The 15532-nt window shown below is 63.7% G+C and carries 21 protein-coding genes and 1 pseudogene; 13 read left to right on the top strand and 9 right to left on the bottom strand.

The genetic code is table 11. The features are described 5' to 3' along the window. Positions 1 to 6: 6 nt before the first annotated feature. The 8 genes from ED208_RS17350 to ED208_RS17820 all read right to left on the bottom strand — a co-directional run bounded on the left by ED208_RS17350 (position 7) and on the right by ED208_RS17820 (position 5253). Positions 7 to 147 (bottom strand): hypothetical protein, encoded by a 141-nt coding sequence (locus tag ED208_RS17350; protein WP_158608540.1) that lies wholly within the window; start codon positions 145 to 147, stop codon positions 7 to 9. After that, positions 147 to 512, bottom strand: coding sequence for an XRE family transcriptional regulator (locus tag ED208_RS12580; RefSeq protein ID WP_123212270.1), 366 nt, complete (start codon positions 510 to 512; stop codon positions 147 to 149). The genes ED208_RS17350 and ED208_RS12580 overlap by 1 nt, the downstream gene beginning before the upstream one ends. Then, complete coding sequence (locus tag ED208_RS12575) at positions 502 to 930, bottom strand: hypothetical protein (protein ID WP_123212269.1); 429 nt, start codon at positions 928 to 930, stop codon at positions 502 to 504. Before ED208_RS12575 ends, ED208_RS12580 begins: the two co-directional genes overlap by 11 nt. A gap of 20 nt (positions 931 to 950) precedes the next feature. After that, a complete protein-coding gene (locus tag ED208_RS12570; RefSeq protein WP_123212268.1) occupies positions 951 to 1706 on the bottom strand; it encodes an AAA family ATPase in 756 nt (251 codons plus the stop codon). 27 nt (positions 1707 to 1733) lie between these two features. Beyond that, positions 1734 to 3524: a Mu transposase C-terminal domain-containing protein gene (locus ED208_RS12565; RefSeq protein ID WP_123212267.1), complete on the bottom strand. Its 1791-nt coding sequence runs from the start codon at positions 3522 to 3524 to the stop codon at positions 1734 to 1736. Positions 3525 to 3532: 8 nt separating this feature from the next. After that, positions 3533 to 4507 carry a hypothetical protein gene (locus ED208_RS12560; protein WP_123212266.1) on the bottom strand — a complete coding sequence of 325 codons (975 nt, stop codon included), beginning with the start codon at positions 4505 to 4507 and terminating at the stop codon, positions 3533 to 3535. A gap of 1 nt (position 4508) precedes the next feature. After that, positions 4509 to 4928 (bottom strand): hypothetical protein, encoded by a 420-nt coding sequence (locus tag ED208_RS12555; protein ID WP_123212265.1) that lies wholly within the window; start codon positions 4926 to 4928, stop codon positions 4509 to 4511. Between the two features lie 85 nt (positions 4929 to 5013). After that, complete coding sequence (locus ED208_RS17820; protein WP_123212264.1) at positions 5014 to 5253, bottom strand: helix-turn-helix domain-containing protein; 240 nt, start codon at positions 5251 to 5253, stop codon at positions 5014 to 5016. A 56-nt stretch (positions 5254 to 5309) separates the two neighbouring features. Between ED208_RS17820 and ED208_RS12545 the strand changes: the two genes are divergently transcribed. The 13 genes from ED208_RS12545 to ED208_RS12485 all read left to right on the top strand — a co-directional run bounded on the left by ED208_RS12545 (position 5310) and on the right by ED208_RS12485 (position 14686). Then, the gene (locus tag ED208_RS12545; protein WP_123212263.1) at positions 5310 to 6104 is read left to right on the top strand and encodes a LexA family transcriptional regulator; all 795 of its coding nucleotides are present in this window, start codon (positions 5310 to 5312) and stop codon (positions 6102 to 6104) included. A gap of 8 nt (positions 6105 to 6112) precedes the next feature. Further along, complete coding sequence (locus ED208_RS12540) at positions 6113 to 6595, top strand: hypothetical protein (RefSeq protein ID WP_148044753.1); 483 nt, start codon at positions 6113 to 6115, stop codon at positions 6593 to 6595. Between the two features lie 86 nt (positions 6596 to 6681). Next, complete coding sequence (locus ED208_RS12535; RefSeq protein WP_158608538.1) at positions 6682 to 7269, top strand: lytic transglycosylase domain-containing protein; 588 nt, start codon at positions 6682 to 6684, stop codon at positions 7267 to 7269. Then, complete coding sequence (locus ED208_RS12530) at positions 7266 to 7571, top strand: hypothetical protein (protein WP_123212260.1); 306 nt, start codon at positions 7266 to 7268, stop codon at positions 7569 to 7571. Before ED208_RS12535 ends, ED208_RS12530 begins: the two co-directional genes overlap by 4 nt. Then, positions 7568 to 8158, top strand: coding sequence for a hypothetical protein (locus tag ED208_RS12525; protein WP_123212259.1), 591 nt, complete (start codon positions 7568 to 7570; stop codon positions 8156 to 8158). The genes ED208_RS12530 and ED208_RS12525 overlap by 4 nt, the downstream gene beginning before the upstream one ends. Next, the gene (locus ED208_RS12520) at positions 8155 to 8388 is read left to right on the top strand and encodes a TraR/DksA family transcriptional regulator (protein WP_123212258.1); all 234 of its coding nucleotides are present in this window, start codon (positions 8155 to 8157) and stop codon (positions 8386 to 8388) included. Before ED208_RS12525 ends, ED208_RS12520 begins: the two co-directional genes overlap by 4 nt. Next, on the top strand, positions 8385 to 8816 hold the full coding sequence (locus tag ED208_RS12515) for a DUF2730 family protein (protein WP_123212257.1): 432 nt from the start codon (positions 8385 to 8387) through the stop codon (positions 8814 to 8816). The genes ED208_RS12520 and ED208_RS12515 overlap by 4 nt, the downstream gene beginning before the upstream one ends. Then, positions 8813 to 9121 carry a VpaChn25_0724 family phage protein gene (locus ED208_RS12510; RefSeq protein WP_123212256.1) on the top strand — a complete coding sequence of 103 codons (309 nt, stop codon included), beginning with the start codon at positions 8813 to 8815 and terminating at the stop codon, positions 9119 to 9121. The genes ED208_RS12515 and ED208_RS12510 overlap by 4 nt, the downstream gene beginning before the upstream one ends. 7 nt (positions 9122 to 9128) lie before the next feature. Then, positions 9129 to 9671 (top strand): phage protein Gp27 family protein, encoded by a 543-nt coding sequence (locus tag ED208_RS12505; RefSeq protein WP_123212255.1) that lies wholly within the window; start codon positions 9129 to 9131, stop codon positions 9669 to 9671. Continuing rightward, positions 9671 to 11326: a hypothetical protein gene (locus ED208_RS12500; RefSeq protein ID WP_123212254.1), complete on the top strand. Its 1656-nt coding sequence runs from the start codon at positions 9671 to 9673 to the stop codon at positions 11324 to 11326. Before ED208_RS12505 ends, ED208_RS12500 begins: the two co-directional genes overlap by 1 nt. Beyond that, positions 11326 to 12912 (top strand): DUF935 domain-containing protein, encoded by a 1587-nt coding sequence (locus ED208_RS12495; RefSeq protein WP_123212253.1) that lies wholly within the window; start codon positions 11326 to 11328, stop codon positions 12910 to 12912. Before ED208_RS12500 ends, ED208_RS12495 begins: the two co-directional genes overlap by 1 nt. After that, entirely contained in the window at positions 12909 to 13436 is a 528-nt protein-coding gene (locus ED208_RS12490; protein ID WP_123212252.1) for a phage virion morphogenesis protein, read from the top strand. Before ED208_RS12495 ends, ED208_RS12490 begins: the two co-directional genes overlap by 4 nt. Beyond that, positions 13433 to 14686 (top strand): phage head morphogenesis protein, encoded by a 1254-nt coding sequence (locus ED208_RS12485; RefSeq protein WP_123212251.1) that lies wholly within the window; start codon positions 13433 to 13435, stop codon positions 14684 to 14686. The genes ED208_RS12490 and ED208_RS12485 overlap by 4 nt, the downstream gene beginning before the upstream one ends. Positions 14687 to 15410: 724 nt before the next feature. Here the strand turns inward: ED208_RS12485 and ED208_RS17865 are convergent. Beyond that, positions 15411 to 15532, bottom strand: a pseudogene (locus ED208_RS17865) (IS30 family transposase); the annotation flags it as partial.

Here is a 15532-nt window from a genome sequence, read left to right as displayed (position 1 = left end):
CTCGGGTTAAAGGTTGGGGTTGCACAGCACCTCGTAGCGGCGGCGCGGACGCACCACACAGAGGTCTGTCGGGATGGGAATCACGGCGGCCCGCCGGTAGCGGAAGTGCAGCCAGGCATGCCGCAGTAGGTTCATCAGGGCTTTCATCAGCAACGCTCCTTTCCGGCGACGCCGGTGGTGGTGGCATGGGGGCATTTCTGGCAGGCCTCGCTCAGCGCCATGCGCATGGGGTTGGTGGCCCGGGGGTCGCTGGCACGGCGCTGGTTGGCGATGCAGGCATTGCGGGGGATGTCACCGACGACCGGGCAGTCCACGCGAGAGCCCATCAAGGCCCCTTCAACGGCGGTCTGCATGCGTTCCAGGTTTCCGGGGAAGCCGTTCACGCCGTACTTGTCGTTGAGCGCAGCGCTGACAGCGCTGCCGCTGTAGCCGATCTTCTTGCCGGCGGGCTTCAGCCCGTGCGCCTTTACGTACTCGCGCAGGACTGCAATCCAGGGTGCCTCAGTCGTCACGGGTCACCTCCTGATTGAGGTTGACGTCGTAGATGGCACAGCCCCGGCTCCGGACACGCGGCGCGTAGGGGCCGGTGTTGCGCAGCAGTGAGTAGGCGCTGTGGTCACCCACCTCGAAGCTGGTTTGACGCTCCAGGCGCACGTAGCCGGCCGCTATCAGAGCCTTGATGTACTTGCGTACCGCCTGCACCTCGGTCTCGCTGGCGGCGGCGACCGATTGGGCGGTGAAGTCCCGCTGGATTCGCATGGACGTCCACATCTTTCCGCGCGCGCTGGCCAGCGGCAGCGGCTGGTTGTTGAGGGGCTGCGGCTTGGGCTTGCGCCCGAAAACCTCCGCCAACAGTTGGGCCATGTCCTGGTGGTTCTGCGGCAGGCGCTCGCCCGCCTGGAAGACAGCCAGGAGCTGGCGTGCTCGCATGGCGGTGTCTTTGGTTGCCCTCACCGCGCAGCCCCAATCGGCGTGACGGTGGCGCCGTAGGTGGTGCTGGTCTGGCTGCCGGTGAAGAACTCGTCGCGCTTGCCCCAATCGCTGGAGCCCACCGACTTGAGCCCGCGGCTGACCGCGAAGGCCTCGATGCGTGCCAGGCCGATGGTCAGCTCGCCGATGCTGCCGCGCGCCGACTTGAGCACCCGCTCCAGCAAGTCGTCACGCACCTCCACCTCGCAGTTGCTCGCGACCGCGCGGGCGTCCGCCAGGTCGGCAGCTTCGAAGGTCACCTGTTGCAGTACGCGGCGGGTGAGCTGGCGATGAGAGCTGAGTTCGGTCAGTAGGCCGGTATAGCCAATCAGGATCACCGCCTGGTTGCTCAGGTCGATGATGTCGCGCACGACCTCGACCATGTCGGGGCGGCGCACGATGTTGTTCATCTCGTCGATGAACAGCGGGCGCTTGGCTTCGCGTAGGGCCATCACCACGTCGTCGAGCATGTCGTCGGCGCTGCCGCGCGGCTTGATGTGCAGCTCGGCCAGAATCGCCTTGAGCATGCTGGCCACCCGCCAGGTCTTGCGGGCGCGGACGTAGATGCCGATGCCTTCCACCTGGTTGACCAGCCAATTGATGGCGGTGGTTTTCCCGAAGCCGGTTTCGCCATCGACGATGGCGACACCGGGAAGGCCGGGGGCACGACGGGTGAGCATGTCGGCCACCTCGGCGAGGCGGCGGACGTTACGAGTGGGGGCGACGCGTGCTTTCATGGGGAATCCTCGGTAGGTGCGGCAGGGTCAGGGCGACGGAAAGACGACGCCGGAGACGGCGCCGAAGGTGGATCTGAGTCGGTCGAACGAGCGCCATTCGCTGCTGGTCTGGTAGGTGTCGAACCAGGTCTGTAGCTCGGGGGGGAGTGCTTGGCCGGCAGCCAGCTCGGCCTCGGCGTTCACCCAACGCTGGTAGCGCTCGGTGGGGGTTTCTTCGTGCTGCCCGGCTTCGGCGATGGCCTCGGTGACGCGCTCGCTGATCTCGGGGTCGATGGGCCGCAGGTAGCTGACCGGCGCCGGGGTGCTCGGCGTGGCGCTGAGGAAATGGACGTCGTCGAGGGCGTCCAGCATGGCGGCGCCAGTGAGCGGCGCCTTGGCGCGCCCCTGGAACTCCACCAGCTTGTTTTCCAGGCGCTGAGCCTGGCCTTCCAGGCGCTTCTGCTGCGCCTCCTCGATACGGGAGTCGGGCAGCCAGGGGTGCTTCTCCACCAGCTTGGCCTCGCCGATCAGGCGCCCCTTGGCGTCTTCGATCCAGACGACCATGTCGTTGTGCAGGTCGTACCGGACGTTGACCTCGCGTCCCTCGTAGCGCGCCAGATCGCCGCTCCGGTAGATGCGGTTATGCAGTGCGATACCCCAGCGCCGCACCATCCGCTTTTCGCAGGGCCGCATGATCGCCGCCGCCGGTGTTTCTACCGGCACCCGGTTGAGCTCTGCCCACAAGTCCTTCGGCGCGCAGCCCAGATTCTTCTGGTGGTTGCGGTTGTAGAAGTCGAAGTACTCCCGGCAGGCGTCGGCGTATTGCGCCAGCGTCGGCAGCCGGATCAGCCCGCGTTCCACCTTGCGGCTGAGGTGCCGCAGATAGTCGTCGGTGCGGTCGTGCCCGCAGAAGGTGGGGAACTGCTTGCCGCACCGTTCTTCAAACCAGCGCCAGAACCCTTCGATAAGGCCCTTCCCCTTGGCATTGCCCGGCAGCGCGTAGATTGGCTCGATGGAGAAGCGCGCCAGAAAGCCGGTGCGCTGGTCGCTGATGGTCTTGGCGACGTAACCGGAGCCGACGTCGGCGTGCAGCATGGCCGGCACATGGTCATGCCTCAGCAGCGCGTGGCTGAGGGAGAACAGCGTGGTATTGGCCGATTCGCTCTCGCTCAAGTACCAGCCGACGACGAAGTGACTGCGCACGTCCACCCACACGGTGAGCTCCGGGCGGTAGGCGTTGCCGGTGCGGGGAGAGGCCACGTAGACGTCGCAGCAATGTCCGTCGCCCTCGTAGATGAAGCCGACCGGCAGCACGGTGTTGTCTCGCAGTACGTAGGGCTTCACGTTCTGCTGGTAGTAGTGGCGCCCCAGGCGGCCAGGCGCGGTTTCGGTGAGGTTGCTGGGCAGGCTCTGCAGGTAGCGGCGCACCAGGTGGTCCGCTGCGTTTTCGAAGCCGTGCTTCTCGCGCAGCCACATGGCCACCGTCGAGTAGTGCGGCTGTGTCGGCCGATTGCCGAACAGTTCCAGTGCCGTTGCCTCCCAGCCGTACTCCTTTCGAACGCGCCCCTTGTATTTGGGCGCGAGGCCGACCAACCCGTCGCGCTCATAGGCGGCGAGCCAGCGCTGCAATGTGGGCAGGCTGGGCATGTCGCCCCCCTGTTGCGCGAGCCAGGCTGCCGCCGCCCGCTTGCTGACGCCCTGCGCCATGCGCTGCAAGGCAGGCCGAATCAGCCCCAGGCAACGCTGCGCCTCGGCACGGGCCTCGGCGGAGAGAGCATCCAGCGGGTCCAGCGGCGCGAGCATCAGCTCGCGGGGCTTGAAAGGGAGGACGGCGGCCATGCTTCAGCTCAGCGCGAGGCTGGCCCGCGCTTGCGGCCGGGCTTGCCAGGGGTGTCATTGGCGCGTTTGTTGGCGCGCGTCTTGGCGTCGGCCTGCTGCTGACTTAGCAGGCGCTCGCGTCCGGCGATGAATAGCTGCGCTTCAGCCGGCGACAGCGAATACTTCACGTCGGGGTCTGCGATGGCCTCGCCGAAATGTGCTTGCAGTCGGCTGAGCAGCAGGCCGGCGCGGGCATGCACGGCCGCCAACGCGTGGAAGGTGGTGCCGGCTGCCAAGGGCTGAAAGCGGTCTGCCTCAGGGTGCTTGACCCGCTGGAGGAGGTTTTGCTCGACGATGTCTTGCAGGCTGTCGAGCCCAAAGCCCATTTGCTCGGTGAGGGCCAGGGCTTCCTGCCGGGCTTCAAGGGCAAATGCCGGAAGGTCTTCTTCGGCGAGGACTCGACTGCGCTCGCGCGCCAGACGGATTTTCTCGGCTTGGGCAGTTTCCAGGCGGGTCTTGAGGGTGGCCTTCTCTGCCTCCGACTTGCGAAGGCGGTCTTGCAACTCCCGCACCGAGAGTGGCTGCTCACCGTCCAGCGCCCCTTGCTCCAGCAGTTCGCCGACCACTTCCTGGTCGGCGTTCACTAGGGGTAGCACCTTGCTGCGCGGCAGAGCGGCAATGCGGCGCGCCTGATCGGCCGGCAGTGAGGCGACATAGCGAGCCATCTGCATGGATCGCTGGGCGCGATCCGGGGAGACCCCGACGCTATTGAGCGCCTGAATAAAGCCGCCGTGCCCAGCCTGCTCTTTGAGCTTGAGGAAGTAAGCCCCAGCGCGCAGAACGCTCATCTCGGCCCGGCCAAGCTCCTCGGCACCCAGGGCCGCCAGGGTTTCGTCGCTGCCCTGCAGATCGGCGCGAGCTATCTCCGCGAGTTGCCCCATCTGAGCGGGGTTTAGTTCAAATGCCGCAACGTCGCGGCTTTTGGCTAGTTCGTTCTTGCGCACTTCAGGCTCCGAGTCGGGTCAGCAGCAGGCGGCGCTGGGTCTTCAGCGCCGCGTCTTGAATGAGGTTTTCGCCTAGGCTTTTGGCGGCCAGGGCGTGGGCATCCACCACGTCCTGGCGGAGGGCGCGGGCGAGCACGCGCAGGGGTTCGTCGCATTCCACGGCGGCGCAGAAGGCGGGGATAAATCGGGCCGGGAACTCGCTGTATTCCTTGCTCTTGGCCGTCCAGCTATTCAGGCGGCGCTCGGTGATTCGATGACGCAGACCAGGCAGCAACTGGTTCATGCGGTCGGCGATGCGTTCCCGGCTTAGGGGGTCGGACTGGCGGTTCAGTGCTTCGCGGATCGCGTGGACGATGGCGCCACGTAGTTCCTGGTCGACGTCCAGGTCGACAAAGCGCGGGCGCTCGTCTAGGGCATCCAAACAGGAAAAAAGGTCGCCCTGGCTGGAAAAACGGGAGCGTCCGTTTGCAAGTGACCCAGGCCGGGGCGCGCGTACACTAGGCATGTCAAGCGGCCCTCCGAGTTCCCCGGATTTCCGCCAACTCCAAGGCCGGGTAGCTGCCTGGCCAGAGTTGGGAAACCGGGATGCCAATGGCGTCCGAGATGTACCCGGCGACTCGGCGGCTTTTGCCCTTGTCATGAATCACCTGGCTCACCGTCGACGGCCGGAGCTTGAGCGCGCGGGCAACCCTGGACGGGGGTTTCCCTGCCTTCTCAAGCGCCGCCTTGATGTCCGCTGGGTGCATTGTCTTTACGTTTTGTATTGAACAAGTGCGATAACAATACGAAACGTATAGACGCAATGCAAGAGGTTTATTGCGCTATGTCGAATGCCGGTGAAGTCCTAGACAGATTGCAAGTTGTGCTCGGCGTGAGTTCCGACAGTGCCCTTGCGCGCCCGCTCGGCGTCGGGGTCTCTACGCCAGCGAGCTGGCGAAACCGGAACAGCATTCCGTTCGACGAGTGCATGCAGGTCGCCTTGGAGCGGGGCGTGAGTCTCGATTACCTGATCCTGGGCCGTGGGACATGGCCGCCGCAGGAGGTGGATCTGCGCGACGAGGATGTCGCCTGGACGCTGACGCGCGGCGACTTCGCCGAGATCGCTAGCCGTGCCCGCAAGTACGCCTCGGAGTCGTTGAGCGTGGAGGCGGCGCTGGATCTGGTTCGGTCTGGGGCCTACGTGTGGGTGCCGTACTACGACATCCCATTGGCCGGCGGAGCGGGCCGGGAGTTTTTGACAACGCCGAAAAAGTGGAACTTCTATCGGCGCGAATACTTCGACGGCCGACCCGAGCTCAGCATCATCGACCTGGCGGAGTTTCCCGTAGCAGGCATCTCGATGTACCCGGAGTTGCAGGCCAAAGACACGGTGATGGTGGACCGCTCAAAGAAGACCGTCGGCGAAGGCGATATGTACGCGCTGCGCACCGACAGCCTGCTGATGGTGAAGTACCTGCAGATGCTGCCTAACGGGCGCATACAGGCCACCAGCAAGTTGTCGGAGGAGTTCCCGCCGTTCGAGATCATCCCGGCCGACCTGGAGTCGGGCCACTCGGAGATCATCGGGCGTGTCGTGCGCCAAGGACGGGACCGGTGAGCCCGACCATGAGAGCAATTGCAGCAGCGCTGTCGCTCGCCTGCCTGATGCCGATAGTGGCTCAAGCCGAGATCGAACAGCGGATCTCCGCCGAGAGCGTCCTCAAAGGACTCAACGTCTCTGTGTCGACGGTGGATCGCAGCGATAGGGGCTTGCGCCGAGAACGGTGGGGGATTCCCGGCGTAGAGGGTGCCCAGTTGGAGTTGATCGGCAATGATCGAGCCGACGCTGACTCGCTTTCATGGCGCTGTGTCGAGTACAGGCACGATGGCAGTTACGCGAGCTTGCGGTCGAAGGGATCAAGCTGCCGGGCCATCGCCGTGAAGATTCTCGCGCACTTCGTCGCGGAGCCCGACTTGGTCTTCGACGTGCTGGTTGCCCAACCGACCCAAAAACAGCTCGACAGCCCTGCATTCGAGACCGATGCAATGCGGCTGCAAGCGACGTCCGATGGGTATGGCTCGGTGCGGAAGCGAGCCACACGCCGTTAACGCTGTTTGACCACCTCGCGGCTAGCCGCGTAGCCTGACTCCCGTCGCCCCGCACCATGCGGGGCGAAACATTTCCGGCATCGAGAATGACCGGACGCACGGCCATCCTGCCGTGCATGACTTCGCCCAGCTCAAACCTGCCGCAACCAACCGACGCACTGGCCCGTGTGATCCAGCGAGGCGCGGCAGACTTCGCGCTGCCCTACGACCTGGTGCTGGCGATCTGCCGCAAGGAATCCGGACTTAACACTTGGGCGACGCGCTACGAGCCGGACTTTCGTTGGCTCTGGGATAACCGCCTGCTTCGCGCCTATAACTGCCGCCCAGCAGACATGTCGCTGGATAAGGCGCCCTCGGATTTCTCTGGCCTGCCTGGCATCACTCCCAACACCGAATGGGTGGCTCAGCAGACCAGCTACGGGCTCATGCAGGTGATGGGGTCACTGGCCCGTGAACAGGGCTTCAAGGGCTATCTCAGCGCCCTTTGCGACCCCTTGGCTGGCGTCAACTCCGGGTGCGCCTATCTGCGCGCGCTCTCGCGCAAGCACTTCGCATCGCTGGGCTGGGACGGCGTTATTGCCGCTTACAACGCCGGCTCGCCGCGCAAGGACGGTGTGCGCTACATCAACCAGGAATATGTGGACGGTGTGCGGGCCTTGGGCTTCCGGCAATGAAGTGCCCGCTCTCGATTCGTGTGGCGCTGTTCGTCCATGCCCTGCTCGATGCCTTGCTGGCCCTGGTGATGGGGCTGCGCCGCATCCCCGACCTGGTGCTCTCGCCGGACGGCACGCTGTCTCTGAGCAAGGGCTGCTATCTGCTCTACGTCTACGTCTTCACCCGAAAGATGCTGGCCACGATGCCCGACGACCCTTTGCTGTGGCTGGTGTACGGCGGAACCGTCGGCGGTGTCGAGGTCGCCAAAAAGTACATCTCCTCGCGCTACCTCGGCGCGCCTAGCCAAGGGCAGTCTCCATGACGCTGCGCATCGCCTTTTACACCGCCATCGTTGTTTTGGCCGGCACGATCTATGGACTCGGCTACAGCGCGGGGGCCGACAAGGCGCTGGCCAGTGCCACGAGCCGCCAACTCAAGTCGGAGGAGGCGTCTGCGCAACTGCTAGGCGAGCGCCTGCGCCGCCATCAGGCCGAGGCCAAGGCGGCAGCCGACGAGAACCAGCGCCTGGAGTTGGCGCTGGGCGAGGCCCGAAAGCAATCCCGCGTTGTTTACCGAACCATCCGGCAGGAGGTGCCGCATGCAGTCTCCGAGATCATCCCCCTACAAAAGCCGGGGGCTTCTAGCACTGCGCCTGGTGTTTGCGACGCTTCTTTTGGCCCTGGCTTTGTGCGCGTGTGGGACGCCGCCAGTGATCCCGAGCGAGCCGATCTGTCGTCGTCCGCCGGCTTCGCTGTTGGTGCGGCCGCCGAGGCCGTATCTGCTGGGCGAGTCGATGGAAAAGCGCTACTCGACAACCACATCGACAACGCCGAACTCGCCACCGAAGCCCGAGGCCAGCTCGAAGCCCTGATCGACTGGCACCTGGAACACGATGGGGGCGTGCCTTGAGCGACCCGGTAGACATCGCGCAGGAGCGCGAGCAGATCCAGCGCGACGAGGCGATGGCCAAGCTGTCCTGTAGCCTCGACGCACAGCCTTCCGATGGAATTTGCAAGGGCTGTGGTGACGCCATTGATCCCGAGCGCCTGGTCGCGATACCGACCGCGCGCCGTTGCATCGAATGTGCCCGCGTCGAGGACAAACGCTCGAAGCTACTTGCGGCCAGGGGGCGGCCATGACTCCGCTGATTGCCTCGTCGATTGCTGCACTCTCTCTGCTGGTGAGCGTTCTCACCTTCATTTTTCATCGCCGCGACAAGTCGGCTGAGAAGTTGGAGAAGCTCCAGGGGAGTCAGGAGCGGGAGCGCGCTGCGCAGGCGCAGGCGCTTCGCGGCGTCGAGACCGCTGTGCATCGGCGAATCGACGACCTGGTCAAAAACACCAATAGCACCGAGCAAGAGAACCAGCGCAAGTTGGCAGGCATCGACACGCGGCTGGCTACCTTGGATGAGCGGGTGCGCAATCTTCCGAGTCACAGGGACATGCAAGGGGTGCAGGAGAGCATCGCAGAGCTCAGCACTCTGTTGGGCAAGGTCGACACCGCGCTCAAGCACACCAGCGAGACGACTCTGCGCATCAACAATTACTTGATGGAGAAAGGTTCGTGAGCAAGACCTACGCTCAGGTTGTAACCGAGGAGCGTCGATTGCAGACCTTGCGCCTGCTCGCCGCCACCAAGCCGGACTATCGCGCGAACAGCGCGATTCTTCGTGATGGCCTACGTGCTGAACATCAGCACGCTCTAAGCCGGGATCAGATGCATACCGAGCTGGCCTGGTTGCAGGAGCAAGGCCTGCTGATTCTGGAGGTGGTGGGCTCGGCAGTGGTCGCTTCACTGACCTCGCGCGGCCTGGACGTCGCCGAAGGCACCGCCGAGGTGCCGGGGGTCAAGCGCGCCTCGGCGCTGGGCTGACAGTCCGATGGGCCGCAAGAGCAAGGTGGACCGCTTGCCGCCCGATCTTCGTGAGCGGGTGAAAGAGCAACTTGCCGATGGCGGACCCACCCTGGACGAAATCCGGGAGCAGATCGCGGCGGCGGATGTCGAACCACCCACCATCTCATCTCTACATCGCGCGCAGCAGAAGCTCCGCCGCTGGGCGGACCGAGCCCGCGAAGCCAAGGCCATTCAAGAGGCCTGGATTCAAGAGCTCGGAAGCAACCCGGAAAGCCAGGTCGGCAAGCTGTTGCAGGAGACTCTGCGGCTGCTTGCCTACCAGGCCGCCGACGACATGCGCGAGGCGAGCGATGCAGGCAACCCCATCGACGTGAAGGCGTTCGCGGCGATCTCGCGCAGCTTCTTGGCCATTGAGAACGGAGCCCGCATTTCGGCAGAGCGGGAGCGGGAGCTGATCGCCGAGGGAGAGAGACGTGCCCGTGAGCGGATCGACAAGGCAGGCAGGGCTGTCGGCCTGACCGCCGAGCAGGCCAACCGCCTGCGCAAGGAACTCGGGGGCGGTGGCTAATGCTCGATACCCGGGTTGTTGCGGAGCTGTCCACCCGCGAGTTGCTGCAAGACATTCCTCCCGAGCTGCGCTCGGTGCTGGAGGATGTCGATCCGTCTACCGACGGCTTTCTCATGCAGCACCAACTAGATTGGATTAATGACCAGTCGCCGCTGAAGCTGGCCGAGAAAGGCCGCCGCACCGGCATCACCTTTGCCGAGGCATTTGACTCGGTCATCGTGGCGCATACCGCCCGTAGCCAAGGCGGCGACAACACGTTCTACATCGGCGACACCAAGTCGAAAGGTCGGGAGTTCATCGCGACCTGCGCGATGTTCCGCGACAAGCTGATCGGCGCTGGTGCTCTGGTGCAGCGCTTCGAGTACGACGAGGTTGATGAAAGGGGCCAGAAGCAGACGCAATCGGGCTACCGCTTGGTTGACCCTGTCACCGGCAATCGTATCGAGGCATTGTCGTCGAACCCGGCGAACATCCGCGGCCTTCAGGGGCGCGTGGTGATCGATGAAGCTGCCTTCCACAAGCAAGTTCTGGAGGTGATGAAGGCCGTCAACGCGCTGCTGATCGGCTTTGGCGTTATTCGCATCATCAGTAGCCACAACGGCGCCGACAATCCGTTCAACCAGCTCATCACTGAGATTCGGGCGGGTGTCTACGACTACGCCATCCACAAAGTCACTTTCGATGATGCGGTCGCCAATGGGCTTTATGAGCGCCTGGCCAGAAGCCGTGGCCGCGTGCCAACCGAGGCCGACAAGGCCGAATGGTACCGCCGTATCCGCCGCAGCTACGGCTCCGACACAGAGGCCATGCAGGAGGAGCTCGACGCGATTCCTCGCAAGAGTGCCGCGCAGTATCTCTCTCGGGTGCTGATCGAAAGCTGCGTCGACAAGTCCATTCCTGTGGTGCGTCTGGAAAAAGACGGGGCCTTCAGCTTGAAGCCCGTGATCCTTCGCGAAATGGAGATCGACGACTGGCTGGCGCGAGAGATCGCACCCCTGTTGAAGAAGCTCGACCCAGAGCGTTCCCATGTTCTCGGCGAGGATTTCGCGCGTAGCGGCGACAGCACTACGCTGATCCCATCAGAAATCGGCGCCGACCTGCGTCGCCGCCCACCCTTCATCGTTGAGCTGCACAACGTGCCGTTTGCCCAGCAACGGCAGATCGTCAGGTTCATCATCAAGGGCCTGCCGCGCTTCTCCGCTGGCGCCCTGGATGCCGGTGGCAATGGCGCCGACCTGGCGGAAGGTATTGCCGACGAGTTCGGTCACGAGCGCATCCACCAGATCAAGCTCAGCCAGGGCTTCTACGAACTCAACATGCCCAAGTTGCGCAAGGCATTAGAGGACGGCTCGTTGGCGGTGCCGGCCGACGATCTGATCGTCGAGGACTTGCGGCAGGTCCGCATCACCAACGGTGTGCCGATGGTGCCGAAGGAGACTGGGCAGAAGAAGCGACACGGCGATGCGGCCATCGCCTACTGCCTGATGTGGTTTGCCAGCGAGCAAGACCCTTACCAGCCAGCGGCTTACGAGTCCGTCTCCGTTGACGCTCGCTCGCGAACCGGCGCCATGCGCATGCGGCCGGAAGACGATGACGTCGGTGGCCGCGATGTTCGAGTTACCGCTGGCTTCAAAGCCCGCCGAGGAGTGTTCTGATGGGCGAGTCGCGCATTGTTGGGCCGGATGGCCAGCCCATTCGCAAGAACGATCTGACTCGCGAGATCGCCACGCCGTCGATGGAGGGAGTCCGCCGGGCCTGGTTCGAGAGCGTCGCCACCGGCATGACGCCCTTCGAGCTGGCCGAAATTCTCGACTCGGCGGTCATCGGCGACGCGGATCGCTTTCTGACCCTGGCGGAAGATGTCGAAGAACGCGATCAGCACTACCTGGGTGTGCTGGGTAGCCGCAAGCGCGCGCTCTCTGGCTTGGAGATTCTGGTCGAGGCCAAGTCAGACGCCCCAGAGCACCAGAAGCACGCGGACCTGGTCCGCGATGTGATGTCGTCGCCATCCGCCGAAGATTTGGTGGAAGACCTGCAGGATGCGCTCGGCAAGTCCTACGCAGTCAGCGAGATCGACTGGGACACTAGCGAGCGACAGTGGTGGCCGAAGGGGTTCATCGCCAGGGATCAACGCTGGTTCTTCTGGGACCGCGAGACCCACCGAGAGCTGCGCCTGAAAGACATCGCTGCGCCGGTGGAAGGCCTCGCTCTGCAGCCCTTCAAGTTTCTGCTGCACCGGCCAAGGATCAAGTCGGGTCTTCCAATCCGCAATGCCTATGCCCGTGTGGGTGGCTTCGGCTTGCTCTGCAAGCTGCTTGCACTGACCGACTGGATGGCCTTTGCCGAGGTTTTCGGCATGCCCCTCCGGCTTGGTCGCTATGGCCCTAATGCCTCTCGCGACGATGTCGCTGTGCTGAAGAGAGCCGTCGCAAATATCGGGTCTGATGCGGCGGCGGTGCTGCCGGACTCCATGCGCATCGAGTTCGTCGACGCCATGAAGGGTGCCGGGGGCGGAGCCGACGTGTTCGAGCGCTTGTGCGATTACCTCGACAAGCAGACGTCGAAGGTCATTCTGGGTCAGACCATGACCACGGATAATGGCGGCAGCCTGGCTCAAGCCAAAGTCCACAACGACGTCCGGCTCGACATTCTCGCGTCGGATGCGAAGGGCATGGGACAAACGCTGAATCGTGATCTGGTTCGGCCGTTGATTGACCTCAACTTCGGGGTTCAGCCGCGCAATGGCTACCCGCGCATCGTCATCAAGGTGCCCAAGTTCGAAGACACCAAGCTCTTGGTGGAATCGTTGAGAGTGTTGGTTCCGATGGGGTTGGAGGTGGAACAAAGTGTGGTCCGCGACAAGCTGGGATTGCCGGACCCTGGCAATAGCAAGTCGGTGAAGCTGTTGCGGGCACCTGCAGGACAGGTGCCAGCCGAAGTCGCTCTTAATCAGGCGCTGGCGCAGAACCAAGCCCTGCGCCGTGCCTTGAATGCGGCCGATGGTCGTGGTGACGAGCTCGACAAGCTGGTGGACGCCGGCTTGTCGGACTGGCAGGCGCAGATGGAGCCCATCCTCTCGCCCATTGAGCGGCTGGCCGCCGATTGCAGCTCCGCCGACGAGTTCCTGGCGCGCCTGCCTTCGCTGGGCGAAGTGATCGACACCACGGCGCTGCAAGCCGCGCTGGCGACCAAGACGTTCGAAGCACGCGGCCTTGGTGATGGCACCGACCTCCTCGGATGAGCGGCGCGCTGCTAGAGCTGGACATCAGCCAACTGGATATGGCTCAAGCCAGGCTGAACCGCCTGGCTGACTTCGACCGCTTGGAGCTGCTCCAGGGCTTGGCGGCGATGATCGAATCCCAGACCCGCGAGCGCATTGAAGCGGGTGGCCCTGGCCCGGATGGCACGCCCTGGCCGGCCTGGAGCGATAGGTACGCAGCCACGCGCGCTGGCGGTCAAAGTCTGCTGATGGACAGCGGCTTGCTGTTGGGCAGCATCACCAGCAGCGTCGATGGCGATTCCATGCTGATCGGAAGTAACCGTGTCTACGCGCGCATCCACCAAGAAGGTGGCACTACTGCGCCGCATGTGATCGAGGCGAAGAATGGGAAAGGCTTGGCGATCCCTGGTTTCGACCATCCGGTGAAACGAGTCAATCATCCCGGCTCTGAAATTCCGCCGCGCCCTTACTTGGGAGTCTCTGAACAGAATCGGGTTGATCTCACCGAGGCGACGCTCGACTTCTTCGCCGAGCTTATCCAGTGACCCCGCCGGTTCCCATTCCCAAGGAGGCGGTCGCCTACTTCGCCGCCAAAAAGCTGAAGATCGGCTTCGACCACCGTGACGTCTGGAACGAAGAGCATCAGACCAGTTTCACGGTCGCCAAGGTGACCGAACTGGATGTTCTTGCTGACGTTCAAACGAGCCTTTTAAGCACCCTTCAAGAAGGCTTTACGTTCGACCAGTGGCGTGCCCGCCTGCGGCCGGAACTCGAGAAGAAAGGCTGGTGGGGCAGTCGCGAGGTAGTGGACCCGGAGACAGGAGAGATCGCGCAGACCGACTTGTCCTCCCCAGGCCGGCTACGCACGATCTATCAGACCAACCTACGCACCGCCTACAGCGCCGGTCAGTGGGAGCGCATCCGGCGCACCAAGCGCGTCTTGCCATATCTGCTGAGGACCGTAGGGCCGAGCATTCACCACCGCGAGGAGCACCTCGCGTGGCACGGCACTTTACTGCCGGCGGATGATCCTTGGTGGGTGAGCCATCCGTGCCCAGGCGGCTACGGCTGCCGGTGCAATAACCGCCAAGTCGGGCAGCGCGAGTATGAGAAGCTGGTCAAGAACGGGGTTCCATCGCCCGGCGTTCAGGAGCTGGATGCCAAGACGGGGTTGCCGACCGGCCGTCTGATCCGCAGGCCTATCCCGGCCCAGACGACTCCTCCGAAAGATGTTCTGATCGAGTGGAAGAATCGGCGCACTGGCAAGACCGAGCTGATTCCGAAGGGCATCACTCCTGGCTTCGCGGTGGCCCCAGGCGCGGCTGCGCGCAAAGCAAGTCTGGCCCGGGTGCTGACTGACAAGCTGGACTCAGTCGCCGAGCCGCTGGCGAAGTCGATTATCAGCCGATGGGCACAGGGCGACACGCTGCGCGCCTGGCTGGACAAGCCCGAGGGCACCATGCCTATCGCGGTGCTGAAAGACGCTCAGGCGGAAGCGATAGGCGCGACGACTCACGTTGTGCAGATTTCCGCAGAGACTATGGCGAAGCAAGTCGGCCGCCACCCAGAGCTGACCACGGCGGATTACCTGTCGATTCCGCGCGTGGTGGACCTCGGTCGCTCGGTTCGGGACACCGACCGGTCAATGCTGTTTGTTCTCGATGAAGAGCCCGGCTACGTTGCGGTGGTCAAGTCGACCATGACCGGCGCCGGACTGTTTCTCACCAGCTATCGCCGGCTCTCGCGTGACGCCGCCAAGCGCGTTCGCACTCTGCGGCAACTGCTCAAGGAATAGTGTGCGGGCGGCGGGGCCTACCACCCGTCCAAGGACGGAAACCCCGCATGGCGCTCCAGGCTTTCACCTGTGCTACGGCCGGTAGATTGGTCACCGTGTCACGCCCGCCTGACTAGCGTACGCCCTTAGTGGCGGAAATTCGACCGCTGTGTTTTTCCAGTTAAGGGTTCTCGTTTACCGGTAATTGGCGCAAATCATCCGTCGCCAGCCTGGAAATCCGCATCAAACCATCCGTCACGATCTTTTCGGCTGAAACGAGGCTAAGTCTTTGACACGCTTTTTATTTCCCGCTTTTTCGCGCTTTTTCTCGGTATCTCATTTCTAGTGTCTCCCTCCACTCAGACATGCGCTCGCTGTTATCCCCCTTTGGTCCTGCGCTTCTCGGCGCTACGAAGGGGAGGGCAAGTCAAAAGCCACATCAGCAGCCACAGCCACATCAAAAGCCACATCAAAAGCGGACAGGCTCGTCGGCTCCGCCGACCTCGCGCGAGCGAAGCGCGCGCCTGCTGTAGATGTGGCGGCGGGCGAAGACCGCCGTGCTGTAGATGTTCCGGTCCCCTTCGTAGCGCCGAGAAGCGGAGGTCTCCGGGGGGATGGAAGCCGGCGCCTGTCTGAGGCGCCTATAGGGCGCCGAGTTCGCCGGCGTCCCCCGGAGACCGAGCATCGCAGGCTTGCCCCCAAAGGGGGCGCTACGCAGGGGCCTGCTTTCTTTTGCTTGGCGGATTCAAGCATCAAGTGCAACACGGTTGTTTTGATCGCGTTGTTCGAAGCATTTGTTGAAGAAGACTTCGGCGGGAGTCTTCCACCCGAGGGTTTTGCGGGGGCGGGTGTTCATCTCCCAGGCGA

The organism is Stagnimonas aquatica (assembly GCF_003730135.1).
Lineage (GTDB): Bacteria > Pseudomonadota > Gammaproteobacteria > Nevskiales > Nevskiaceae > Stagnimonas > Stagnimonas aquatica.
The sequence above is the reverse complement of the archived record's forward strand: the minus strand, read 5'-3'. Positions and strand labels throughout refer to the sequence as shown.